This is a genomic window from Rhizobium vallis (assembly GCF_003985155.1).
Taxonomy (GTDB): domain Bacteria; phylum Pseudomonadota; class Alphaproteobacteria; order Rhizobiales; family Rhizobiaceae; genus Rhizobium; species Rhizobium vallis.
The window spans coordinates 75,555-100,764 of the sequence record NZ_ML133690.1 but is presented as its reverse complement, the minus strand read 5'-3'; the positions used below and the strand labels follow the sequence as shown (position 1 = coordinate 100,764).

Below are 25,210 nucleotides of genomic sequence, written 5' to 3'. Positions count from 1 at the left end.
GCCGGCGGCGCCGGAAATCAGCCGTTACCTGCCAGCAGCCGCTTCGCCGCTGCCCTCGCCTCCTCCGTCACCGAAGCCCCGGCGAGCATGCGGGCGATCTCTTCGGTGCGGTCCTTCTGCGCCATCGTCGCAACGCGGGTGGCGATCTTTTCGGAGCCGTCGGCCGCTGGCCCCTTGGAGATCAAGAGGTGCGTCGCCGCCCGGGCTGCGACCTGCGGCGCATGGGTGACGGACAGCACCTGCACCCGCTCGGAGAGCCGCTTCAGCCGCTGGCCGATCGCATCGGCCACCGCGCCACCGACGCCGGTGTCGATTTCGTCGAAGACGAGCGTCGGGGCGGATCCGCGATCGGCAAGCGCTACCTTCAGCGCCAGCAGGAAGCGCGACAGCTCGCCGCCGGAGGCGACCTTCATGATCGAGCCCGGCCGTGTGCCGGGATTGGTCTGGACGTGGAATTCGACGACGTCGATGCCTTCGGCGAGCGCCTCTCCCGCATCCGTGGTGATCTCCACCATGAAGCGGGCGCGTTCGAGCTTCAGCGCCGGCAGCTCGGCCATGACGGCCGCAGCCAGCGCCGTGCCGGCATGGTGACGCTTGTCGGACAGCGCGCGCGCCGCCGCGTCGTAACTCTCGCGCGCCTGCCCGACTTCGGCTTGGAGCCGCGCAAGCCTCTCCTCGCCGGCGTCGAGATCGGCAAGATCGGAAATCATGCGCACGGCAAGCGCCGGCAGCTCGGTGACGGGCACGGAATATTTGCGCGAGGCGGCCCTCAGCGCAAAAAGCCGCTCCTCCACCCGCTCCAGCTCGCGGGGATTGTATTCTGTCTTGCGCAGCGCCGTCTCGACTTCCATCTGCGCGTTGGAAAGCTGGTCGAGCGCCACATCGAGCAGCGTCACAGTCTCTTCGAGCAGTCCCGGCGCCTCATGGCTCTTGCGCTCCAGCCGGCGCACCAGCGAGGCAATGTGGGGCACCGGCGAGGCATTGCCGTTCAGAAATTCGGACGCCTCGGCAATATCGCCGGCGATCCGCTCGGCCTTCATCATCTTCTGTCGGCGGTCCGCGAGCTCGTCTTCCTCGCCATCCTGCGGCGAGAGCTTCTCCAGCTCCTCGACGGAGGAGCGGAGGTAATCGGCTTCGCGCGCGGCACTTTCCACCTTCTCGCGATGTTTCTTCAGCGTCCGTTCGCTGTCGCGCCACGAGCGGTATAGCCCGGAAACCTCTAAAACCTCGTCGGTGAGGCCGGCGAAGGCATCGAGCAGGGTGCGATGGGCGTTGGTGTCGACAAGGGCGCGGTCGTCGTGCTGGCCGTGGATCTCGACCAGCATCTGGCCGGCCTGGCGCATCAGCTGCACGCTGACGGGCTGGTCGTTGACATAGGCTTTGGTGCGCCCGTCCGCCGATTGCTGGCGGCGGAAAATCAGGTCGCCCTCGTCGTCGATGCCATTTTCACGCAGCAGCGCGCGGGCGCCGTGATCCATGCCGACGTCGAAGACGGCCGTCACCTGGCCCTTGTCCTCGCCATGGCGCACCAGGCCTCCGTCGCCGCGTCCGCCGAGCGCCAGCGACAGGCTGTCGAGCAGGATGGATTTGCCCGCCCCGGTCTCGCCCGTCAGCACGGAAAGACCGGTCTCGAAGGCAAGATCCAGCCGCTCGATCAGGACGATATCGCGGATCGAAAGCTGGATCAGCATTGGTCTTATGAACCGAGCAGGAGTTTCTTGCCTGCCGCCGCGATCCACGAGCCCTTGTTTTCACGCGGCTCGGCGCCACCGGTCTGCAGCAGCTTGTAGGAATCGGCGTACCACTGGCTGTCGGGATAATTGTGGCCGAGAACGGCAGCCGCCGTCTGCGCCTCATCGACGATGCCCATCGCGTAATAGGCTTCGACGAGACGCGCCAAGGCCTCTTCGATCTGGTTCGTGCTCGGATATTTCTCGACGACGATGCGGAAGCGCGAGACCGCGGCGAGATATTCCTTCCGCTCCATGTAATAGCGGCCGATCTGCATTTCCTTGCCGGCCAGCTGATCGCGGGCGAAGCGGATCTTGGCCTGTGCGTCGTCGACATATTCGGAGTTCGGATAATTGTCGATGACGGCCTGCATCGCTTCCATCGTCTTGGCCGAGGCGCGCTGGTCCTGGGTTACGTCGACGATCTGCTTGGAATAGGTAAGACCGATGAGATACTGCACGTAGGCGGCATCGGGGGACTTCGGATATTGCGACATGTAGCGGTTGCCTGATGCAAGCGCATCGTCCAGGCGGCCCTGACGGAATTTGACGAAGGTGCTCATCACGAGTGCCTTGCGCGCCCATTCAGAGAACGGGTTCTCGCGGTCGATCGCATCGAACTTGCGCGCCGCTTCCGCCATGTTGCCGGCCTTCATGTTGGCGAGGCCCTGGGTATAGAGCACGTCAGGCGGATCGGTTTCGAGACCGAGCTTGGTGATGTCGATATCGGGGTCCGACTGGCAGCCGGATATCGAGGCGCCTGCGCTGAGCACCAGAAGCGATGCCAACAAAGCGCGCGCTGTCTTCATCATACCTTCAGATCCTGCATAACCCATTCAAAAGAACCCCACTACCGCCGCTCTCTCCACGGCAGCCACGCCTTGCTGGCGTTTCTAGCCATAAATGTGCATCAAGAGCAACGCAATGATAAGGCATTAACGCATTTTTGTGGCAGCGGCCGCCGGAATGCCCGGCTTTTCATCTTCTTTGCCGATCTGTGGCAGCGAAACCATGATGCCGAACAGCGCGATGGATTCATGCGCCATTCCTAAAATGAAACGCCCGGAACCAGACCTGTCGCCGCGAACGCATCGGCACATAAAAAAAACCGCCCCCGGGAAAGAGGCGGCCTGGTCTTAAAAATATGCTGGAGGTCATGCCGACCAGGGAGCGAATTCCGACGCGCTGACTGCGATCATTTCGCGGGCGGCGACGCGCTGGCGCGGCGTCGACGTTTCCACGACCTCATAGGCGGTGGGATCGCTGAGCAGCGCCTTCAGGGCATTGGCATTCATCTTGTGGCCGCCGCGATAGGAACGATAGCAGCCGATGAACTGGGCGCCGGCAAGCGCCAGATCGCCGACGGCATCGAGCGTCTTGTGGCGCACGAATTCATCCTTGGCGTAACGCAGCCCTTCGATGTTGATGACGGTATTGTCGTCAGAGATGACGACGGAGTTTTCGAGCGAGGAGCCGAGCGCATGGCCCGATGCCCAGAGACGCTCGACGTCGCGCATGAAACCGAAGGTGCGGGCGCGGGAGAGCTCGGTCTTGAAGACGGAAGCGCTCATGTCGCCGGCCCACTTCTGCCGGCCGATCAGCGGGCATTCGAAATCGATCTCGACTTCGAATCGCGTGCCGTCATAGGGGCGGAATTCGCTCCAGGAGCCGCCGTGCTCGATTCGCACTGGCTTGGTGATACGGATATAGCGGCGCTTGACGCCAAGAGAGACGAGACCGGCCTGTTCGATGGCTTCGACGAAGGGCAGCGAGCTGCCGTCCATGATCGGCATTTCGGCGCCCTGCACTTCGATCACCACATTGTCGAGGCCAAGCGCATAGATGGCGGCCATCACATGTTCGATCGTCGCGACCGAATGGGCGGGCGAGAAGCCGAGCACGGTGCAGAGGTCTGTATTGCCGACCTGCGAGGAGACGGCCTTGAGTTCGGTAACGTCGCCATTGTCATGCAGGCGCTGGAAAACGACGCCGGTGTCCGATTCGGCCGGGTTCAGGGTGATCGAGACTTCTGCGCCCGAATGGACTCCCGTGCCCGTGAGCGTCACGGGACGCGATACCGTCGTTTGAAAACCCAGCAAGCCAATCGCCATAAATTCTGCCTTTTATTCTTCCGCTCCAGTAGCTTGTCCCACGGCGCGGTTTTCATTCATTCTGCAAAAGGAGCCTCTGATAGGGTCTCCTAGGGCAGTTTCCTTGCACCATACTTACGTGCGTCGGCGCTCCAATCCAAATCACTGTTTCTTTCGCTTTGTTACGAAGTCATACAGTTGAAATCGCTCAGGAATTTGAGCCAGAAAAACGCAAATGCCCGGGACCTTGATCCCGGGCATGAACGGTGCGGAAATCCGCCTCAGTTCGACTGGCGGCGCAGGAATGCCGGGATTTCCAGCTGGTCGTCTTCCTGCATCATGCGCGCCTGCGGAACCGCGCGGCCCTGGTCGTCGAGGCTGCCGCGACGCGGAGCGTAGAGGCTTGCCTCCGGCGACAGCGGACGACGCTGCTGCGAAGCGGCCGCCGGAGCGGCGGTCATGTCGGAGGCGACGGCCTCGTCGTCACGGCGGCCAAGCGAATTGGTGATTCGCTTGAGCAGGCCCATCGGACCGCGCTCTTCCTGCTGATGCGCCGAAGCCGGCTGCGTGCGGTGGTCGAGTTCGGCCTGAACAACCGGCGGGAAATCCTCGACCTTCGGCATGCGCATCGGTTCCGGCGCCTGGCGGATGATCGGCTCCTGACGGACCGGCTGCTGCTGGACGACCGGCTGGCTCATCACCGGCTGGCTCATGACCGGGGCCGGAGCCTGCTGCACCGGTGCGGGACGCATTGCCGGAGCTTCCGGTGCAGGCGCGAAGATCTTGCTCTGCGGACGGAAGGTTTCCTGCTGTGCAACCGGCTGCTGGAGCGGTGCGGCGGCACGCGGGGCCGGAATCTCGAGCTCGCGTTCCATCTCGGCTGCGCGGATAGTCTGCGCGATCGGATCAAGGGCCTTCGGCGCCTGCATGACGGGGGCAGGCTGAACTGCGGCCGCTGCCGGAGCAACAGCCGCGGAAGGACGGATAGCGGGCTTTGCAACCGGCTGGAAGTTACGCTCGGCCGCTTCGCTGATCGCCCGGTCGATGCCGGTCGCGACGACCGAGACGCGGATGATGCCTTCGAGCGATTCGTCGAACGTGGCGCCGAGGATGATGTTGGCGTCCGGATCGACTTCCTCGCGGATGCGGGTCGCGGCTTCATCGACTTCGAAGAGGGTGAGGTCACGACCGCCGGTGATCGAGATCAGCAGGCCTTGCGCGCCCTTCATCGAGGTTTCGTCGAGCAGCGGGTTGGCGATTGCCGCTTCGGCCGCCTGCAGCGCGCGGCCGGAGCCGGAGGCTTCGCCGGTGCCCATCATCGCGCGGCCCATCTCGCGCATCACCGAACGGACGTCGGCGAAGTCGAGGTTGATGAGGCCTTCCTTCACCATCAGGTCGGTGATGCAGGCGACACCCGAGTAGAGAACCTGGTCGGCCATGGCGAAGGCGTCTGCAAAGGTCGTCTTGTCGTTGGCAATGCGGAAGAGGTTCTGGTTCGGAATGACGATCAGGGTGTCGACAGACTTCTGCAGTTCCTGGATGCCCATCTCGGCCAGCCGCATGCGGCGCCCGCCTTCGAAGTGGAACGGCTTGGTGACTACGCCGACCGTCAGGATGCCCTTGTTGCGGGCGGCCTGTGCGACGACAGGAGCAGCGCCCGTACCGGTGCCGCCGCCCATGCCGGCGGTGACGAAGCACATATGCGTGCCGTTCAGGTGATCGACGATCTCATCGATGCACTCTTCGGCGGCCGCGCGGCCGACTTCCGGCTGCGAGCCGGCGCCGAGGCCTTCGGTGACGTTGACGCCGAGCTGGATGATACGCTCGGCCTTCGTCATCGTCAGCGCCTGCGCATCCGTGTTGGCGACGACGAAGTCGACGCCCTGGAGACCAGCGGTGATCATGTTGTTGACGGCGTTGCCGCCACCGCCACCAACGCCGAACACGGTGATGCGCGGCTTCAGCTCTGTGATGTCAGGCTTTTGCAGCTTGATGGTCATGGTACCTGTTCCTTCTCTCTCTGGCCGCATCGCCACGCCGGCCAATTACTTAAAATTCAGAAGCTTTCCTTCAGCCACTGGCCCATGCGGGCTATGCGGCTGTTATTTCCTCCAAGCGACATGAGCAGACCGCTCTGTGACGCATGTGTCTCCATGTCCGCGACCTGCGGATAGATCATCAGGCCGACGGCCGTCGAAAAGGCCGGGCCCTTGGCCGCCGTCGGCAGTCCCGAGACGCCCATCGGGCGGCCGATGCGGACATTGCGGGCAAGGATGCGCCGAGCCACTTCGGCAAGGCCGGTCAACTGGCTCGCGCCCCCGGTCAGCACGACGCGCTTGCCGACGATCGGGCTGAAGCCGGAGCGCTGGATACGGTCGCGGATCAGTTCCATCGTCTCTTCGATACGGGCAGACACGATGCGCGAAACGAGTGCCCGCGGCACCTGCGACGGCTGGTCGCGATCGTCTTCGCCGATCGGCGGGATCGAGATCAGTTCACGCTCGTCGGAGGAATTCAGAAGTGCGGAGGCATGCACGACCTTCAGCCGCTCCGCATCCTCGATGCGGGTCGAAAGGCCGCGCGCCAGATCCGTCGTCACATGATGACCGCCGAGACCGACGGCATCGGTGTGAACCAGCTTGCCCTCGGCAAAGACCGAAATCGTCGTCGTGCCGCCGCCCATGTCGATCGCAGCGCAGCCGAGTTCAACCTCGTCGTCGACGAGAGCGGCAAGGCCCGAGGCATAAGGCGTCGCGACGATGCCCTCGACCGACAGATGCGCGCGGTTGACGCTGAGCTCGAGATTCTTCAGCGCCGAGCGCTCCGCGGTGACGACATGCATGTCGACACCGAGCGCGTCGCCGTACATCGCCAGCGGATCGCGAATGCCGCGCTCGCCGTCGAGCGAGAAGCCGGTCGCCAGCGAATGCAGCACCGAGCGATCCTGGCGCAGCGACTGCTGGCAGGCGGCCGACAGCACCTTCTTCAGGTCGTTGAGTTCGACTTCCTGGCCACCGAGATCGATCGTCGCGGTATAGATGTCGCTGCCGAGGCGGCCGGCCGTCAGATTGACGATCAGGCTCTCGACGGTCAGCCCCGCCATGCGCTCCGCCGCATCGACGGCAAGACGGATGACGCCTTCCAGCGCATCGAGATCGGCGATGACGCCGGTCTTGATGCCGCGGGAGCGCTGATGGCCGATACCGATGACCTCGATATTATGCGTGCGGCCGGGCAGAACCTGGCTTTCCTCGCGCGGCGTCAGCCGGCCGATCATGCAGACGACCTTGGTCGAGCCGATGTCGAGCACCGAAACGACATGCGACCGCTTCGATGAAAGCGGCTTCAGGCGCGGCAATCCGAAATGGGATGAACCGAACAAGCTCATATACTCTGCCCCGCCTTCTTCAATTCTTTTGTACGCTCAGTCACTGCCGTCTGCCTGCGGACCGCCGCTTCCGGCGTCAGCTGGATTGCGGTCCTGTCAGGCAATCTCAGATCGACGGCGGCGATATCCCGCTCGAGGAGCTGGTGCTGCTTGTCAAATTTCGAAAGCGTCGCTAGCGCCTGATCGATGCCGTCTTCCGGCAGCTTGACGACGACGCCGTTGTCCATGTGCAGGTCCCAGCGACGCCCAGATATCCAGACATAGGCCTTCACCCGGGCCTTCACGTCAGGCCACTTCGAGAAGGCGTCATCGAGCGAGGCTGCCGCCGTTTCCGCATCGCGACCGACGACGAGCGGCAGCGACGAAAACTTGTTGTCGCGCAGCGGCGCTATGACGCTGCCGTTCTTCTCGATCAGCGAAAGCTCCTGCCCGTGCTGCCAGATCGCATAGGCCTGGCGCTCCTTGAGCTTCACCTCGATCGTCTTGGGATAGACCTTGCGAACTTCGACACTCTCGACCCAGGGAAGGTGCGATATCTTCTGCCGGGCCGCATCGACGTCGAGCGCGACCAGCGAAGTCGTGCCGTCAAGGCCGATCAGCTGCAGGATGTCGATTTCGGAGGTTTCGGAATTGCCGGAAACCTTCACGTCCTCGATCGCAAAACCGGCAGCCGTGGTCGTCGCCTGCGCGACCACTTCCGTGTGCCCGCCGAGCGACATGCCGTAGAGGCCGGTCGCAGCCAGAAATGCGAGCGCTGAAACCGTGCCCGTATGAGCAGGAATATAGATGCGGCCGCTGCCGAGGCTGATCAGGAAACGGGTGACTCGGCGCAGCGGACGCGGCAGCACGAACCGCTCCTCGGCTTCCACCATCGGAAGCACGGCATGATGGCTGGGGCGCCCAATCCTCTTGACCGTCAACGCAAACAAGACGCGTCCTCCACCATCCACCGGAGAAACTGACCAAATGAATAGCCGGCATGACCGGCCATTTCGGGCACGAGCGAGGTTGGAGTCATGCCGGGCTGGGTATTGACTTCCAGCCAGATGATTTCGCCGTCTTCGGAGAAACGATCGTCGTAACGAAAGTCGGACCGACTGACGCCGCGGCAACCAATTGCCTGATGCGCCCTTAGGGCCAATGTTTGTATTTTTTGGTAAATATTCGGTGAAATTTTCGCCGGGATGACGTGTTTTGAACCGCCCGCCGCGTACTTGGAGTCGTAATCATAAAAATTGTGTCCCTGCGGCACCACCTCCGTGACACCAAGGGGAGTCTCGCCCATGACGCCACAGGTGAGTTCGCGGCCGTAGACATAACGCTCGACGAGAACCTCTTCGCCGTAGCGCCACCCGGGGGAACTCACGACCTGCGGCGGATGCGTCTGATCTTCCGTAACGATGACGACGCCGAAGCTCGACCCCTCACGCACTGGCTTCACCACATAGGGTGGCTTCATCGGATGGGTCGAGGGAAAGGCGAAACGATTGATCACCTGCGATTCGGCCACCGGAATGCCGGCGGCGGCGGCAACGAGCTTCGCCTTGTCCTTGTCCATCGCCAGCGCCGAGGCAAGCACGCCGGAATGCGTATAGGGGATCTCGAGATATTCGAGGATGCCCTGAATGGTGCCGTCCTCGCCGAACGGCCCATGAAGCGCATTGAAGACCACGTCGGGCTTCAGCGCGGCGAGCTTCTCGGAAACATCACGGGCAACGTCGATGCGCGTCACCTGGAAACCTTCCGCTTCGAGGGCATCTGCGCAAGCATTTCCCGAGGACAGGCTGACAGGCCTCTCCGAGGAAAATCCGCCCATCAGGACAGCGACATGCTTGCGACTCATCAACACCCCCAAAAATAACTTCCATTTTCGAAATCGACGCTTGCGCGAAGCTGTCTGCGCCGTTTCGGGCCTTTGTCCGACCTGCGTGCATTAGACCATCATTATGGTTAATGAAGTGTTTACTTTCGTTAACTCTTTGCCTGGAACTTCGCGGCCGTTTACCTTTTGCCCACTGCGCAGCCATTCCCTCGCCGCCCGGAAATGAACCTGGGCGGAAACGAAAAAACCCATCGGTTCAACGACATATCGAATCGCGCTCATCTGCGAGGGAATCAGCATAGGAGTCTGGCGACATCTCGCAGCCGGAGACCGGCAACAGTGAGGCAGCAGCCAGCACCTCGATTTGATTAATGCGGAGAGCCGCAGCACCCGGCCGTCGCCGTTTTCTATTGATGCCGATATCACTTCCGGCTAGCGAAGGCGCGCATGGGTGAGTAAGGAGAAGATCATGCGATGCCTCGTCACCGGCGCTGCCGGCTTCGTCGGTGGTCCGCTTGTCAAACGGCTGCAGGCAGAGAAGAATTGCGACCTTGTGGTCACCACGAGATCCCAGACCTCCGCCTTTCCGCCTGATGTCAGGCATTTTCCGATCGAAATAACCGATAGGACCGACTGGACGCCGGCTCTTCAGGGCGTGGATATCATCGTCCATCTCGCCGCCCGCGTTCACATCATGAACGACCGAGCGGCCGACCCGCTTGCGGAATTCCGCCGAACCAACACTGCCGCCACGTTGAATCTCGCCGAACAAGCCGCCCGCGCAGGCGTTAAAAGGTTCGTCTTCATCAGCACCATCAAGGTCAATGGGGAAGAGAACGATCGGCCATTCCGGCACGACGACACGCCGAGACCCATCGATCCCTACGGCATTTCGAAGCTGGAATGCGAGATCGGCTTACGCGACATCGCCGCTCGCACGGGCATGGAAACGGTCATCATCCGCCCGCCGCTGGTCTACGGCCCGGGCGCAAGGGGCAACTTCGCCCTGCTCGTCAGCCTTGTCAGTAAAAGACTGCCTCTCCCCTTCTCTTCGCTGAAGAACCGCCGCACCTTGGTCGCGGTACAAAATCTTATCGACCTGATCATCACTTGCATGGCGCATCCCGCCGCCGCAGGCGAGACTTTCCTTGCCGGAGATGGGAAGGACCTTTCAACGCCCGAACTCATCGAAGGAATTGCCGCGGGGCTGGGCGTCAAGCCGGTGCTGCTTCCCTTCCCACCGGCAGTGCTGCACATGGCTGCTAAGGCTGTGGGGAAGGAAGCCGTCTATCAGCGCCTTTGCGGCTCGCTGCAGGTCGACATATCCCACGCTCGCGACGTTCTGGGCTGGTCGCCCGTCGTCACGCCGCGCGAAGGCCTGAAGCTTGCGGTGAAGTAGGTCTTACTCGCTCGTCACACCCTGGAACGGGCGCACTTCGCGGCCGGGCATGAAGACCCCGAGGCGCTTGATTTCCCATTCCAGCTTGATGCCCTCTTTCTCGAAGACCTCGCGGCGCACCTGTTCGCCGAGATATTCGAGATCGTAGCCGGTCGCCTGCCCCATGTTGATCATGAAGTTGCAGTGCAGCGATGACATCTGCGCACCGCCGATGACGAGGCCGCGGCAGCCGGCTTCGTCGATCAGCTTCCAGGCCGAATGGCCGGGCGGATTCTTGAAGGTCGAGCCGCCGGTCTTCTCGCGAACCGGCTGCACCGTCTCGCGGTGATTGCGCACCGCATCCATCTCGGCCCGGATCTGGGCGCGGTCCTCGGGATAGCCCTCGAACAGCACCGAGGTGAAGATCAGGTCGGCGGATGCCTTGGAATGCCGGTAGGAATAGCCCATCTCGGCATTGGAAAGCACATGCTTGTTGCCCTTGCGGTCAACCGCGTTGACCTCGACCAGCCGCTCGCGCGTCTCGACGCCGTTCGCGCCGGCATTCATGCGTGCCGCGCCGCCGATGCCACCGGGAATACCGTAGAAGAAATGGAAACCGCCGATACCGTTGTCCATCGCCATTGCCGCGAGGTGCTTGTCCGGGCAGATGGCGCCGGCAAGGATGCGGTTTTCACCGGCAAGCTCAACGAAGCCGAAACCTTTTGCCGACAGGCGCAGCACGACGCCGGGAATGCCGCCGTCACGCACCAGGATGTTGGAGCCGACGCCGACCACCGTCAGCGGCACTTCTTCCGGCAGGATCTTCAGGAAGGCGACGAGATCGTCGACGTCATGCGGCTGGAACATCAGCTCGGCGAGACCGCCGGCCCTGAACCAGGTAACGCGGTCCATGGGGGCATCCGGCGTGATACGACCGCGGATATCCTTTACACCGTCTCCGAGAGACGCGAGAAGCTTTTCCCCATTCACCTGTTTCATGCGGACTTTCCCGATAGACCTTCCAACTGCTTGGGCAGCGCAGCCGCCCAGGATGTGATGCTCCCAGCCCCCAACAGAACCACGAAATCACCTGGCTTTGCAACCTCCGCGACCATCTGCGGCAGAAGCTCTGCCGAAGCAAGGAAACGGGCGTCGCGATGACCGCCGGATTTGATGCGCGAGACGAGCGCTGCCGAATCGACTCCTTCGATCGCGTCCTCGCCTGCCGCATAGACCGGGGCCAAGAAGATGCTGTCGGCATCGTTGAAGCAGGCGGCGAATTCCTCGAACAGGCTCGCAAGGCGGCTGTAGCGGTGCGGCTGGTGCACGGCGATGATACGGCCCTTGCAGGCTTCGCGGGCAGCGCGCAGCACCGCCTTGATCTCGACTGGGTGGTGACCGTAATCGTCGAAGATCTGCACCCCGTTCCATTCGCCGGTCAGCGTGAAGCGGCGCTTGACGCCGCCGAAGGAGGCAAGCCCCTTGGCGATGTCGGCGCTCGATATGCCAAGGCGGTTGGCAACGGCGATCGCCGCCGTGGCGTTCGATATATTATGGCGCCCGGGCATCGGCATGACCAGCCCCTTGAGCTCGATCACCTGGCCGGTGCGGCGGCGGCGGATTTCGACGTCGAAGATCGAGCGCGTGCCGTCGATGCGCACATTCTTGAAGCGCACGTCGGCCTGCGGGTTCTCGCCGTAGGTGATGATCTTGCGGTCTTCGATCCGGCCGACCAGCGACTGCACCTCGGGATGGTCGAGGCACATGACGCCGAAGCCGTAGAACGGCACGTTCTCGACGAACTGGCGGAAGGCGGCGCGCACCGCATCGAAATTGCCGTAATGGTCGAGATGCTCGGGGTCGATATTGGTGATGACGGCGACATCGGCCGGCAGCTTTAGAAAGGTGCCGTCCGATTCATCGGCCTCGACCACCATCCACTCGCCCTCGCCCATGCGGGCGTTGGTGCCGTAGGCGTTGATGATGCCGCCGTTGATGACGGTCGGGTCGAGCCCGCCGGCTTCGAGCAGCGTCGCGACCAGCGAGGTCGTCGTCGTCTTGCCATGCGTGCCGCCGATGGCGATCGAATTGCGGAAGCGCATCAGTTCGGCAAGCATTTCGGCGCGGCGCACCACCGGCAGCAGCTTTTCGCGCGCCGCGATGAGTTCCGGATTGCTCTTCTTGATCGCCGTCGAGACGACCACGACTTCGGCATCGCCGAGATTCTCGGCCCTGTGGCCGACGAACACCTCGATGCCCTTGTCGCGCAGGCGCTGGACATTGGCGCTGTCGGCCTGGTCCGATCCCTGGACCTTATGGCCAAGATTGTGCAGCACCTCGGCGATACCGCTCATGCCGATGCCGCCGATGCCGATGAAATGGACGAGACCGATCGCCTTCGGCAGTTTCATACGCGTGTCCTCTTGAATTCGGAGACTGTCTTGCCGGCGGCAATAGCCTCAACCATGTCGGCAAGCAAGTTCGCGGCATCCGGTTTTCCCGCAAGCTTAGCCGCAGCCGCCATGCCGGCAAGCTTTTCTGGATCGTTCATCACATGGCTCAGGATGGAGGCGATCCGTTCAGGCGAAAGCTCCGCCTGGACGATCACCTTTGCCCCGCCGGTCGCAGCCAGTGCGGCGGCATTGGCCGCCTGATCGTGGTCGAGCGCATGCGGATAAGGCACCAGCACGGCCGGGCGCCCGATGACCGAGATTTCCGAAACCGTGGAAGCACCAGAGCGGCAGATCACCAGATGCGCTTTCGCAAGACGTTCCGCCATATCATTGAAAAACGGCGCTATGTCGGCGCCCATCTGCAATTGCGCCACGCAGCCGCCCACCATCTCCATATCCTCGGGCCGGACCTGCTGCGTGACCCGCAGTCTTTCGCGCAGCACGTCATCGAGCAGGCTGATCGCCGTCGGCATCGCCTTGGAGAAATATTGCGCGCCCTGGCTGCCGCCAAAGACCACGAGATTGAACGGCTCGCCGGGATGCGAAGGCAGATAAGGCTGTTCGGCCGCGGCAAGGATCGCCGGGCGCACGGGATTTCCCGTTGCAATCGTCTTGTCGGAGAACGCACCGCCGCTTTCGGGCAGGAAGCCGCCGGCAATCGCTTTCACCCGCGGAGCCAAGGCCTTGTTGGCCCGTCCCATGACGGCATTCTGCTCATGCAGCATCGAGGGCACGCCGAGCCGTGTTGCGGCAAGCAGCGGCGGCACCGTGGGATAACCGCCGAAACCGACGACGATGACGGGCTTCAGCCGCTGGATCAGCTTCTTCGCCGCCCGCATGCCACTCCACAGCGTCCACAGCGAGCGGGCGACGGCAACCGGGTTCTTCGAGCCGATCGTCGCCGACGGCACGACATGAATTGCCTCGGCTGGGAACTTGCCGGCATAACGCTCGGCCCGGCTGTCGGTCACGAGATGCACCGAATAGCCGCGCTCCTTCAGCTTGAAGGCCAGCGCCTCCGCCGGAAACACATGGCCGCCGGTTCCCCCGGCGGCAAGCAGCACGATGCCTTTGCTCATGTCCTTCTACTCCGCCGGCATGCCGTGCGGGACGCGGAAGAGGCTCCGGTCCTGCGCGCGCTTTTCCGGTCGATGGCGCGTCAGCGCCAGGATGAAGCCGGCAGTGACGCAGATCGCCACCATGGACGAGCCGCCGTAGGAAATCAGCGGCAGCGTCATGCCCTTTGCCGGCAGCAATTCGAGATTGACGCCGACATTGATGATCGACTGGATGCCCATCTGCAGCACCAGGCCGGCGACGGCGAAGCGGTTGAAATCGTTGCGCTCGCGATAGGCATGCGAGAGGCCGCGCAGCACCAGCACGGAAAACAGCGCGACGAGCGCCATGCAGAAGACGATGCCGAACTCCTCGGCCGCGACCGAGAAGATGAAGTCGGTATGCGCGTCCGGGATGATGCGCTTGACGATGCCCTCGCCCGGGCCCTGGCCGAACCAGCTGCCGCGGATGATCGCCTCGCGGGCGGTGTCGATCTGAAACGTATCGCCCTCGCCGGTCATGAACTTGTCTATTCGCAGCGCGACGTGCGGGAAGACGTAATAGGCGCTGAGCAGGCCGCCGGCGCCGCCGACGCCGAGCAGCATGATCCAGATCCATGGCATACCGGCCATGAAGAACATGCCGCCCCAGACGGCGGTCGTCAGGATGGTCTGGCCGAGGTCGGGCTGCGCGACGAGAAGGGCCGCGACGATGCCGAACAGGATGATGGCGAAGAGATTGCCTGGAATTTCCGGCTGGCGTGCATGTTCGGCAAACAGCCAGGCGCAGACCACGACGAAGGCGGGCTTCATGAATTCCGACGGCTGGATGGAAAGGCCAGCAATCCAGATCCAGCGCCTGCCGCCCTTGACCTCCTGCCCGACGAACAGCACCAGCACCATCATCGCAAGCGAGATGATCAGCAGCAGGATTGCGGTGCGCCGCACCTGGCGCGGCGTCAGGAACGACAGCCCGAGCATGACGGCGATCGAGGGGATCATGAAGGCCGCGTGGCGCTTGACGAAGTGGAAAGGCTCGAGCCCGATGCGCTCGGCAACCGCTGGAGATGCCGCGAACGACAGCATGAAGCCGATGCCCATCAGGAAGATGAACATCGCCAGGAAGAAGCGGTCGATGGTCCAGAACCAATCGGCCAGAGGCCCACGTTCCGCGCGGCTTACCATGTCATTTCTCTCCTGTTGCCGGACCGATCAGCATCGTCATTCCGTCAAGTGCCGCCACGTGGCCGACGAAGGCATCGCCCCTGACTTCGAAATTCTTATACTGGTCGAAGCTTGCGCAAGCCGGGGATAACATCACGGCAGAAGCACTTGCCTCGTCGCGCTCCGCATCGGCTGCCGCATGCGCGACGGCGCGCTCCAGCGTGCCCGAGATCTCGTAAGGCACCGCCTCGCCGAGGGTCGCGGCAAACTCCGCCGCCGCCTCGCCGATCAGATAGGCCTTGGCGATGCGCGGGAAATAGGGCGAAAGCGTCGTGATGCCGCCTGATTTCGGCAGACCGCCGGCGATCCAGTAGATGCGATCATAGCTCGAAAGCGCGGGTGCTGCAGCATCGGCATTCGTCGCCTTGGAATCGTTGACGAAGACGACCCGGCCGCGTTTGCCCACAGGCTGCATGCGGTGTTTCAATCCTGGGAACGACGCGAGGCCGGCGCGAATGTCGTCCGCCGAAACGCCGACCGCAAGGCAGGCGGCGACGGCTGCGGCAGCGTTCTGCGCATTATGGCTGCCGCGCAGCGTCCGGATGCCGTCGAGATCGGCGAAGGGCAGCATGGCGCCGCCGACGGCCTGAACGAGCTTCGTGCCCTCGGCATAGATGCCTGATGCCACCACGTTGCGGCGAGAAATGCGAACGACCGTGACGCCCGCCCGCTCGACGCGGTCGGCGATCAGCGCCGAATGGCTGTCGTCAATGCCGACGATCGCGGTATCGCTCCCGGCGACCAGCCTCTCCTTGACGTCGGCATAATGCTGCATCGTGCCGTGACGGTCGAGATGATCGGGGGTCAGGTTGAGCAGGATACCCGCCGAGGGGTTCAGCGTCGGCGCCAGATCGATCTGGTAGGACGAGCATTCGACGACGAAATAGCGGCCCGCCTTCGGCGGATCGAGCGTCAGCACCGCCGTGCCGATATTGCCGCCGAGCTGCGTGTCGTAACCGGAGGATTTCAGGATATGGGCGATCAGCGCCGTCGTCGTCGACTTGCCGTTGGTGCCGGTTATGGCGATGAACGGGCAATCCGGCGCATGGGCGCGGCGCTCGCGCACGAAGAGCTCGACGTCGCCGACGATGTCGACGCCCGCAGCCCGCGCAAGATCGACGGTCCAATGCGGCTTCGGATGGGTGAGCGGCACGCCGGGCGACAGCACGAACAACGCCTGCTGGCTCCAGTCGATGCCGTGCAGATCCTCTGTCCGGATGCCTTCAGCCGAAGCCTTGGCGACGCTGTCGGGATTGTCGTCCCAGGCGGTCACGTCAGCGCCGCCTGCAATCAGCGCACGGGCAGTGGCAAAACCGGAGCCGCCGAGCCCGAAAAGCGCGACCTTCCTGTCCTTGAGCGTCGTGACCGGGATCATCGCCGCCTCACCGGAGCTTCAGCGTCGAAAGGCCAAGCATGGCAAGGCCGACGGCGATGATCCAGAAGCGGATCACCACCTGGCTCTCGGTCCAGCCCTTCTTCTCGAAATGGTGATGGATCGGCGCCATCAGGAAGACGCGCCGGCCGGTCATCTTGAAGAAGCCGACCTGGATAATGACCGAGAGCGTCTCCATGACGAAGAGGCCGCCGATGATCGCCATGACGATTTCGTGCTTGGTGGCGACGGCGACGGTGCCGATCGTGCCTCCGAGCGCGAGCGATCCGGTGTCGCCCATGAAGATAGCGGCCGGCGGCGCGTTGAACCAGAGGAAGCCGAGGCCGGCGCCGATCACGGCGCCGAGCACGACGGCAAGCTCGCCGGTGCCGGGCACGAAATTGATCTGCAGGTAGTTCGCAAACACCACGTTGCCCGCGAGATAGGCGATGACGCCGAAGGATGCGGCGGCAATCATGACAGGCACGATGGCAAGCCCATCGAGGCCGTCGGTCAGGTTCACGGCATTGCCGGCGCCGACGATGACGAAGCCGCCGAAGACGACGAACATGATGCCGATATTGATCATGAAGTCCTTGAAGAAGGGAAAGGCGATCGAGGAGCCGAAGGTAGAACCTGCTATTCCCGAGGCAAGGGCGGTGCGCATCATGAAATAGACGGCGATGCCGGCAATGACGAACTCGATGCCGAGGCGGGCCTTGCCGGAAAAGCCCTTGTGGCTCTGCTTGGTCACCTTGAGATAGTCGTCATAGAAACCGATCGCGCCGAAGCCCAGCGTCACCAGCAGCGTCGCGACGACATAGACGTTGGAAAGATCGGCCCAGAGCAGCGACGCGCCGACAATGCCGGCAAGGATCATCAGCCCGCCCATGGTCGGCGTGCCGGCCTTCTTGAAATGCGTCTGCGGCCCGTCGGCGCGGATCGGCTGGCCTTTGCCCTGGCGGATGCGCAGCGAATTGATGATCGTCGGCCCGAACAGGAAAACGATCAGTGCGGAGGTAAAGAGAGCGGCGCCCGTGCGGAAGGTAATATATCTGAACAGGTTCAGAAATTTGAAATATTCCGACAGTTCGACAAGCCAGATCAGCATTCAGGGCCCCTTGTTACCCGGTCAAAGTTCGCGTTGCGTGTCGGAAAATGCCGGGAATTTGTCAAGAAGCGCGGCGACGATCCTGCCGAAACCGATGCCCAGAGACGATTTCACCATCAACACGTCGCCCGGAGCGACCGAGTTCAACACGTAGTCCATCAATTCGCCGGTGTTCTCGCGGTACTCGACATGCACGCTTTCCGGCAATGATTCCTTCAGCGCCGCCATTTCGGCGCCCGCGAGCCAGACATGTTCGATGCCGGCCGCAAGCAGCGGCCCTGCGAGATCGGTATGAACCTTCTCGGCATATTCGCCCATTTCGAGCATGTCGCCGAGCACGGCGATGCGGCGTCCACGGCCGGCCGGTTCGGCGGCTGCGAGCAGCGCGATCGCCGCGCGCATCGAGGCCGGATTGGCATTGTAGCTCTCGTCGATCAGCGTGAAGCTGCCGCGGCCGCCGCCGATCGAAAGCCGGTGACGCTTGCCCCTGCCCTTTTCCGGCTTCAGCGTCGCAAGCGCCTCGATCGCCTTCTGCATGTCGGCGCCGACGATCCTGACGACCCCGAGGGCCGCGAGCGCATTCTCGGCGATATGGCGGCCCGGGGCGCCGATCGCGACCTCCAGCGTCTCGCCGCCGATCGTCAGCCACAGCGTCGAATTTTCGTCCGAACCGTTGAATTCGGCGAGCCGGAATTCGGCCTTGGCGTGCTGGCCGAAGGAATGGATGTGCTCGACGCCGAGCGACTGCGCCGTGCGGTCGATGAAATTGAACTGGTCGTTGTCGCGGTTGAGCACGACGTGACCGCCGGGTTGCAGCCCCTCGAAGATCTCGGCCTTGGCGGCGGCGATCTCCTTGATGCTCTTGAAATTGCCGAGATGGGCCGGCGCAATCGTCGTGATGACGGCGACATCGGGACGGATCATCGCCACCAGCGGCCGGATCTCGCCCGGATGGTTCATCCCCACTTCGAAGACACCGTAATCCGTGTCGTCAGGCATGCGCGCCAGCGTCAGCGGCACGCCCCAATGATTGTTGAAGGAGGCGACGGAGGCATGCACCTTGCCGGAAGGCGACAGCACGTGCCGCAGCATCTCCTTGGTGGTGGTCTTGCCGACCGAACCGGTGACGGCGATGATTTTCGCCCGCGAGCGCTCGCGCGAGGCCTGGCCGAGACGCCCGAGCGCGGCGAGCACGTCTTCGACGACGATCATCGGCACCGTCAGGCGGCCCATGGCCGGAAGCCTCGCTTCGCTGACAACCAGCAGGGAAGCGCCGTTCGCCATGGCCATCGACGCGTAGTCGTGACCATCGACACGGTCGCCCTTGATCGCGAAGAAGGCTTCGCCTGGTGTAATCGAGCGGCTGTCGATGGAGATGCCGGTGATGCCTTCGGGCGGAGTGCCGAAAGGGCGCCCCGCCATCGCTGCGATCATGTCTTCGGTCGTCCAGAGCCAGCTCAAGATTTCAGTTCCTCCAAGGCTTTGCGCACCTCCGCGTGATCGGAGAACGGCAATGTGACGCTCCCGATCGTCTGCCCTTCCTCGTGCCCCTTGCCGGCGACGATTAGCGTGTCGCCCGATCTCAGCATGCCCACAGCCTCGCGGATCGCCGTGGCGCGGTCGCCGATTTCCGAGGCGCAGCTTGCTGCCGCCATGATCTCTGCCCGGATCGAGCCGGGCTCCTCCGAGCGCGGATTGTCGTCGGTGACAATGACGACGTCGGCAAGACGGCAGGCGATTTCGCCCATGATCGGCCGTTTGCCGCGATCACGGTCGCCGCCGCAGCCGAAGACGACGACGACGCGGCCGGTGGTGAAGGGCCGGACCGAATTCAGCACGTTTTCCAGCGCGTCGGGCTTGTGGGCGTAATCGACATAAGCGAGCGCGCCGTCCTTGGTATGGCCGACGAGCTCGAGACGGCCGGAAGCGCCGACCAGCTTTTCGAGCGCTGCCATCGCAGCCTTTGCCGAAACACCGGTCGACATCGCAAGTCCTGCCGCAACAAGCGCGTTGGCGACCTGGAAATCGCCGGCGAGCGGAATGTCCACCTCGAAGATCTCGTCGCCGATATGGATCTCGGCGGTCTGCTTGTGGCGGAAATGCTCGACCCGTTTCAGCGTGAGGTAATCACCCTTGCGCCCGACGGTGCGAACGTCGTGACCGGCATCGGCGGCCGCCTTGATCGCCTGTGCCGACCACGGATCGTCGGCGAAGATCACCGCCGGCGAGCCCTTCGGCAAAAGCGTATCGAAAAGCCGCATCTTGGCGGCCATGTAGTCTTCCACAGTCGGGTGGTAATCCATGTGGTCGCGGCCGAGATTGGTAAAGGCGGCAGCGGCAAGCTTCACGCCATCGAGCCGGCACTGGTCGAGACCGTGGCTGGAAGCCTCCATCGCGGCATGCGTGACGCCTTCGCCGGCAAGTTCGGCGAGCAGTTGGTGCAGCGACACCGGATCCGGGGTCGTCAGCGCACCATATTCGTCGCGCGTCGGCGAAACGACGCCCGTTGTGCCGATCATCGCGGCCGCATAGTCGGCATGCGCCCAGATCTGCCGTGTAAAGGAAGCGACGGAGGTTTTGCCCGCAGTGCCGGTCACGGCGACCATGGTCTCTGGCTGCCTGCCATAGAAACGCGAGGCGGCGATGGACAGGAAGCGGCGCGGTTCCTTGACCGCAAGCACCGGAATGGAGGCATCGATGGCCTGGGAAGCGATCGCGACAGCGGCTCCCCGGCCGGCGGCATCGGCGATGAAACCCGCGCCATCCGCCTTGGTGCCGGCGACCGCGACGAAGGCATAACCGGGCGCTACCTTGCGGCTGTCCGAAGACAGGCCTGAAATATCAACCAGGCCCGCCGGGCCTTCGAGCTGTGCTTCAAGTTCCGGAAACTGATCTCCGGCCAGGTCTCGCAATTTCATCGACTGCACTTTTCTCTCTTGAACCCGGTTCACCCCTCGCGAATCGGCGTCGATATTCATTCACACTCAATAAGACACCAGCAAGGCCGATCCGCCCTCCCCAAATTTCGGCTCGATGCCGAGAATGGGGGCCGCACGGCTGATGATCTCGCGAGCGATCGGGCCGGCCGTGCCGGCGGAGATCGTTCCACCATATTGCTTCTCGCCGGTCTTCGGCTCGTCGCAGAAGGTGATCACGGCATATTTGGGATCGTTGATCGGGAATGCGGCGATGAAGGAATTGAAGTTCAGTGTCGCCGAATAACGCCCGTTCACCACCTTGTCGGCCGTGCCGGTCTTGCTGCCGACGGCAAAGCCCGGCACACGGGCGACGCGGCCGGAGCCCTTGAAACCGTTCACGTCGAGGAGATAGCGGATCTGGTCGCTGGTCGACTTCTTGATGACCTGCGTGGCGACCTGATCGGCCTCCTCGCGCGTGCGCGGCAGGAATGTCGGCTCGATCAGCTTGCCGCCGTTGACGAGAGCGGCAGCCGCAATCCCTGTCTGCAACGCCGTCGTCGAGACACCATGGCCGAAGGAAATCGTGATCGAATTGATCTTCTTCCAGACGCGCGGCTGGCTCGGCATCTTCACTTCGGGCAGTTCGGTCTGCATCTTCGTCAACAGGCCGAACTTGTTCAGGTAGTCCTTCTGCGCGTCGATGCCGACGATGTCGATGACGCGCGCCGTGCCGATATTCGAGGAATACTGGAAGATTTCGGGAACGCTCAGCCAGCGGCGCTGCCCGTGAAAATCGTGGATGGTGAAGCCGCCGATATAGATCGGCTTGCTGGCATCGAACGTGTCCGACATCTTCACCTTGCCGGTGTCGAGCGCCATCGCCAGCGAAAAGGTCTTGAAGGTCGAGCCCATTTCGAAGGTGCCGTTGGTCATCCGGTTGAGCCAGCCGTCCTTGGCGCCCTCCTGGGGATCGTTCGGATCAAAATCCGGCGCCGATGCCATGGCCAGCACCTCGCCGGTATGCACGTCGATAACGGCGGCACCGGCACCCTTGGACTGGAAATTGTTGACGGCGTTGACGACGGCGTCGCGGACGATGTTCTGCACGCGCAGGTCGATCGAAAGCCGCACCGGCTCGAGCGGCTGGTCGCTGGTCATGCCGACGGAGGCGAGATCGGCGAGCCCCTGGTCGTCGATGAATTTCTCCATGCCGGCGACACCGCGGTTGTCGATATTGACGTAGCCGAGGATGTGAGCGGCGGTCGATCCGCCCGGATAGAAGCGGCGCTTCTCCGGCCTGAAGCCGATGCCGGGAATGCCGAGCGCCAGGATCTGGCTCTGCTGCTTCGGCGTCAGCTGCCGGCGAAGCCAGGCGAAATGCGAGGTCTTGAGCGAGAGTTTCTTGTAGGTGTCCTTGACGTCGAGTTCGGGCAGGACGGACGAAAGTTTTTCGACAGCTTCGTCGGGATCGACGATCTTGTTCGGCTCGGCAAACAGCGAGACGGTGCGGATATCGGTGGCCAGCACCTCGCCGTTACGGTCGATAATATCGGGGCGCGAGGCCATCAGCCGGTCGGGCGGCAGGATGCTGGATACGACCTCCTGATCCTTCATCGCATATTCGACGAGACGGCCGCCGATGACGGCGTAGACGCCCATGAATCCCATGATCAGCAGGCCGACGCGGCTTTTCGCCTGCCCCGATTTCTTCTTGCGCGATCCCTCGATCGCCATGCCGGCGGAAGGACCGCCGAAACGGTTATAGACGCCGGCGGAGAAATGCGCCTGGCTCTTCAGGACCATAATACGGGAAAGAAACGACATTATTCCACCGACCCCGTTTCGATCTCGTCTGCGTCTGCGTCATCCTCCGCCCCGCCGCCGGGCTCCACCACGCCATGCGGATCAACGGCCCCGCGCGCATCCACTGCGCCGCGCTGCGCAGGCGTCGGAACGGGTTGCCCCTTGGAGCCGGTCGCGCCTTTGGCGCTGGCAACGGTCGCGCCCTTGGCCGCGGCCGCGCCGCCGGCCTTGGCCTCCGTCACATCAGGCACGGGAACCTCGGATTTCAGCATCGGCAATTCCTTGGCATGCACGAGCGCCGTCGATTCCGTCGGCTGCAGCTGCAGTTCGTCATTATAGGACTTGACCAGCCGCTCCAGCCGGTTCGGCTGCGATTGCAGCGCCCAGTCAGCCTTGAGAAGGTCGATCGTATCCTTCTCGAGCTTGATCTCGGCTTCGAGGCGATGAACCTCCTCGAGCTTCAATTCGGCGCGATGCTTGATCGTGTAGGTGACGGCGGCAGCTGCCGTCATCACGCCGATAAGCACGAGATCGAACGTTTTCAGCATATCAACCTCCAAGCTTTCCGAGACTGGCGAGATTGGGAAATCCGAAGAGCGACATATCGGCGGCCTCGGCGGCGGCGTCCGTCCTCAGGCCGGCGCGCAGCTTGGCGGAGCGGGCGCGCGGATTGGCCTGCGCTTCCGCCTCGCCTGCCGAAACCATCGCCTTGCCGATCGCCGTAAAGGTTGCCGCCCGCTCATGAGCGACCGGCAGGTGCCGCGACCCCGACGCCTTGCCGGCGCGGTCGGAGAAGAATTTCTTGACGATGCGGTCTTCCAGCGAATGAAAAGTGACGACGACGAGCCGCCCGCCGGGCTTCAGCGCCCGCTCCGCCGCAAACAGCGCCTGGGCCAACTCGCCGAGCTCGTCATTGACGAAGATGCGCAGAGCCTGGAAGACACGCGTTGCCGGATGGATCTTGTCTTTCATCTTGCGTGGGGTAACGAGTTCGATGAGGCCGGCGAGATCGCGCGTCGTTTCGAACGGCTTTTCCTCGCGGCGCTTTTCGATCGCATGCGCGATGCGCGGCGACTGGTCTTCCTCGCCGAGAAAATGGAAGATGCGGATGAGATCGGCGACCTTGGCGCGATTGACGACATCGGCGGCCGAAACGCCCTCCGCCGACATGCGCATGTCGAGCGGCCCGCTCTTCTGAAAGGAGAAGCCGCGCTCGGGCTCGTCGATCTGCATGGAGGAAACGCCGATATCGAGCACGACACCATCGAGCCCGGCTTGCGGCGCATGATCGGCAAGATGCGAGAATTGCGAATGAACAAGTCTGAGGCGACCAGCATGGGCGGCGACCATTGCCTGGCCCGCCGCAATCGCACTGGGGTCGCGATCGAGCGCGATCACCTCGGCGCCGGCGGCAAGAATGGCCGAGCTGTAGCCGCCCGCGCCGAACGTGCCGTCGAGGATGAGCTTGCCAGATGCGGGCGCGAGCGCCGCAAGGACTTCCTCAAGAAGAACAGGAATGTGGCGAACCGGTCCGCCACCGGCATCAGTTGAACCTCCGCCAGGATTCGCCGCCATTCCGTTCCCTCGTCCTTTCAGGAACGCTTGCCCGCCAGCTTGCGCTCCCCTCGTGCCTGCGCCTGCGCCGCCACAAAAGCCTGCGGCTGCCAGAGCTGAAAATGATCCGCCCGACCAACGAAGGTCACTTCGTCCGAGATGCCGGTAAAGCCACGAATGAAATCCGTGACCATCAACCGCCCCTCGGCGTCGAGCTTCATGAAAACACCGCCTCCGTGGATCAGAAGCGACATCTCGTTTGCATCCGGCGAAAACGGATCTTCCGCTGCAATCTGCCGTTCGAACCTTTCGAGAAGATCCGGACCGCCGACGCTGATCGCCGGAAACACAAAGTCCTGAAAGCAATAGAGCTCCTGGACGTTGCGCTGCGCCAGTACGGAACGAAACGCCGACGGCACGGAAACCCTGCCCTTGGCATCGATCCTGTTGGTCGCATTCGAAAGGAAGCGGCTCATGACACGAAACATCCGTTCCCGCAGGGATCCGGACCAAAAGACGCCCGAAACTCCCAATATCAGGCACAGCTTCGCAAGCCGGATGAGCAAAAACCCGTCCGACGCTTCCATAGAGGAAAACGCCTTTGCTTTGCGATGAATGGGCAGATGATTGCCCCGGTGCAGTGCGCATTTGGGATAGCATGGGACCATATGGGCGTCAATGGGATACGCCCATTTTGAAATGGACGCATGATCAAAAATTTATAAGCCGTTAAGTTTAACAAAGGGTTAGGATCGCCATCTCACAAGTGGCGCAGAGCGGTGCTTTCGCAAAATGAATTTTGCGCCGGAAGGCGAATCAGCATCCGCTTGAAAACTTTCGATTTCAGTGACTTGCCTGGAAAACGATCCTTGAAAACAGGATCTACCTCGCCACAAAAGTTAATCGCCAGTTGGCCTGTAAGCCGGGTTCTGTATGGCTCCGGCGTGAACCGGAACGTGGCAGCCATTCCTCTGGGACAGCGTTCGCACGCTGCCTCTCGCAACCCACCCGGATGACTGGCCTGGAAACCAGCCGGAAGGCCTTTCGGCCCGCCGCGTCATCCCTATTCGGTCTTGCTCCCGGTGGGGTTTACCGTGCCATTTCCGTTGCCGGAGATGCGGTGGGCTCTTACCCCACCCTTTCACCCTTACCTGTCATGACAGGCGGTTTGCTTTCTGTGGCACTTTCCCTGAGGTCGCCCTCGCCGGACGTTATCCGGCACCGTGTTTCCGTGGAGCCCGGACTTTCCTCACCCTACCGCCTTTCGGCATTGGTAAAGCGCGGCTGCCCGGCCAACTGGCAGGGCTCCCAT

The 25,210-nt window shown here is 62.9% G+C and carries 20 protein-coding genes and 1 other RNA gene; 1 reads left to right on the top strand and 20 read right to left on the bottom strand.

The genetic code is table 11. The annotated features are described in order from the left end of the window. Positions 1–17: 17 nt before the first annotated feature. The 7 genes from recN to EFQ99_RS15970 all read right to left on the bottom strand — a co-directional run bounded on the left by recN (position 18) and on the right by EFQ99_RS15970 (position 9,051). On the bottom strand, positions 18–1,691 hold the full coding sequence (gene recN, locus EFQ99_RS16000; RefSeq protein ID WP_126921985.1) for a DNA repair protein RecN: 1,674 nt from the start codon (positions 1,689–1,691) through the stop codon (positions 18–20). Positions 1,692–1,696: 5 nt separating this feature from the next. Next, on the bottom strand, positions 1,697–2,566 hold the full coding sequence (locus EFQ99_RS15995) for an outer membrane protein assembly factor BamD (protein WP_208722769.1): 870 nt from the start codon (positions 2,564–2,566) through the stop codon (positions 1,697–1,699). A 318-nt stretch (positions 2,567–2,884) separates the two neighbouring features. Further along, complete coding sequence (gene lpxC, locus EFQ99_RS15990; RefSeq protein WP_126921983.1) at positions 2,885–3,841, bottom strand: UDP-3-O-acyl-N-acetylglucosamine deacetylase; 957 nt, start codon at positions 3,839–3,841, stop codon at positions 2,885–2,887. Between the two features lie 260 nt (positions 3,842–4,101). Continuing rightward, positions 4,102–5,820 (bottom strand): cell division protein FtsZ, encoded by a 1,719-nt coding sequence (ftsZ, locus tag EFQ99_RS15985; RefSeq protein WP_126921982.1) that lies wholly within the window; start codon positions 5,818–5,820, stop codon positions 4,102–4,104. A 56-nt stretch (positions 5,821–5,876) separates the two neighbouring features. Next, positions 5,877–7,208 carry a cell division protein FtsA gene (gene ftsA / locus EFQ99_RS15980; RefSeq protein WP_126921981.1) on the bottom strand — a complete coding sequence of 444 codons (1,332 nt, stop codon included), beginning with the start codon at positions 7,206–7,208 and terminating at the stop codon, positions 5,877–5,879. Continuing rightward, positions 7,205–8,137, bottom strand: coding sequence for a cell division protein FtsQ/DivIB (locus EFQ99_RS15975; RefSeq protein WP_126921980.1), 933 nt, complete (start codon positions 8,135–8,137; stop codon positions 7,205–7,207). The genes ftsA and EFQ99_RS15975 overlap by 4 nt, the downstream gene beginning before the upstream one ends. After that, the gene (locus EFQ99_RS15970) at positions 8,125–9,051 is read right to left on the bottom strand and encodes a D-alanine--D-alanine ligase (RefSeq protein ID WP_126921979.1); all 927 of its coding nucleotides are present in this window, start codon (positions 9,049–9,051) and stop codon (positions 8,125–8,127) included. Before EFQ99_RS15970 ends, EFQ99_RS15975 begins: the two co-directional genes overlap by 13 nt. Before the next feature lie 448 nt (positions 9,052–9,499). On the opposite strand from EFQ99_RS15970, the gene EFQ99_RS15965 reads away from it, so the two are divergent. Beyond that, the gene (locus tag EFQ99_RS15965) at positions 9,500–10,429 is read left to right on the top strand and encodes a UDP-glucose 4-epimerase family protein (protein WP_126921978.1); all 930 of its coding nucleotides are present in this window, start codon (positions 9,500–9,502) and stop codon (positions 10,427–10,429) included. Positions 10,430–10,432: 3 nt separating this feature from the next. Here EFQ99_RS15965 and murB read toward each other — a convergent pair whose 3' ends face one another. From murB to rnpB, 13 genes are all read right to left on the bottom strand, one after another. Beyond that, positions 10,433–11,407, bottom strand: coding sequence for a UDP-N-acetylmuramate dehydrogenase (gene murB, locus EFQ99_RS15960; protein ID WP_126921977.1), 975 nt, complete (start codon positions 11,405–11,407; stop codon positions 10,433–10,435). Beyond that, positions 11,404–12,819, bottom strand: a complete 1,416-nt coding sequence (murC, locus tag EFQ99_RS15955; RefSeq protein ID WP_126921976.1) for a UDP-N-acetylmuramate--L-alanine ligase — start codon at positions 12,817–12,819, stop codon at positions 11,404–11,406. Before murC ends, murB begins: the two co-directional genes overlap by 4 nt. After that, positions 12,816–13,940 (bottom strand): undecaprenyldiphospho-muramoylpentapeptide beta-N-acetylglucosaminyltransferase, encoded by a 1,125-nt coding sequence (gene murG, locus EFQ99_RS15950; protein ID WP_126921975.1) that lies wholly within the window; start codon positions 13,938–13,940, stop codon positions 12,816–12,818. The genes murC and murG overlap by 4 nt, the downstream gene beginning before the upstream one ends. A 6-nt stretch (positions 13,941–13,946) precedes the next feature. Next, positions 13,947–15,101: a putative lipid II flippase FtsW gene (ftsW, locus tag EFQ99_RS15945; RefSeq protein WP_126921974.1), complete on the bottom strand. Its 1,155-nt coding sequence runs from the start codon at positions 15,099–15,101 to the stop codon at positions 13,947–13,949. Position 15,102: 1 nt separating this feature from the next. Continuing rightward, positions 15,103–16,515, bottom strand: a complete 1,413-nt coding sequence (gene murD, locus EFQ99_RS15940) for a UDP-N-acetylmuramoyl-L-alanine--D-glutamate ligase (RefSeq protein ID WP_126921973.1) — start codon at positions 16,513–16,515, stop codon at positions 15,103–15,105. Positions 16,516–16,522: 7 nt separating this feature from the next. After that, positions 16,523–17,623: a phospho-N-acetylmuramoyl-pentapeptide-transferase gene (gene mraY / locus EFQ99_RS15935; protein ID WP_008531140.1), complete on the bottom strand. Its 1,101-nt coding sequence runs from the start codon at positions 17,621–17,623 to the stop codon at positions 16,523–16,525. Positions 17,624–17,644: 21 nt separating this feature from the next. After that, entirely contained in the window at positions 17,645–19,084 is a 1,440-nt protein-coding gene (locus EFQ99_RS15930) for a UDP-N-acetylmuramoylalanyl-D-glutamyl-2,6-diaminopimelate--D-alanyl-D-alanine ligase (protein ID WP_126921972.1), read from the bottom strand. Then, positions 19,081–20,601: a UDP-N-acetylmuramoyl-L-alanyl-D-glutamate--2,6-diaminopimelate ligase gene (locus EFQ99_RS15925; protein ID WP_126921971.1), complete on the bottom strand. Its 1,521-nt coding sequence runs from the start codon at positions 20,599–20,601 to the stop codon at positions 19,081–19,083. Before EFQ99_RS15925 ends, EFQ99_RS15930 begins: the two co-directional genes overlap by 4 nt. A 6-nt stretch (positions 20,602–20,607) precedes the next feature. Next, complete coding sequence (locus EFQ99_RS15920; protein ID WP_126921970.1) at positions 20,608–22,365, bottom strand: peptidoglycan D,D-transpeptidase FtsI family protein; 1,758 nt, start codon at positions 22,363–22,365, stop codon at positions 20,608–20,610. Beyond that, the gene (gene ftsL / locus EFQ99_RS15915; protein ID WP_126921969.1) at positions 22,365–22,892 is read right to left on the bottom strand and encodes a cell division protein FtsL; all 528 of its coding nucleotides are present in this window, start codon (positions 22,890–22,892) and stop codon (positions 22,365–22,367) included. The genes EFQ99_RS15920 and ftsL overlap by 1 nt, the downstream gene beginning before the upstream one ends. Position 22,893: 1 nt before the next feature. Next, positions 22,894–23,919, bottom strand: coding sequence for a 16S rRNA (cytosine(1402)-N(4))-methyltransferase RsmH (rsmH, locus tag EFQ99_RS15910; protein ID WP_126921968.1), 1,026 nt, complete (start codon positions 23,917–23,919; stop codon positions 22,894–22,896). A 17-nt stretch (positions 23,920–23,936) separates the two neighbouring features. After that, positions 23,937–24,374, bottom strand: a complete 438-nt coding sequence (gene mraZ / locus EFQ99_RS15905) for a division/cell wall cluster transcriptional repressor MraZ (RefSeq protein WP_024320776.1) — start codon at positions 24,372–24,374, stop codon at positions 23,937–23,939. Between the two features lie 426 nt (positions 24,375–24,800). Next, positions 24,801–25,198: RNase P RNA component class A (gene rnpB, locus EFQ99_RS15900), an RNA gene on the bottom strand. Between the last annotated feature and the right edge of the window lie 12 nt (positions 25,199–25,210).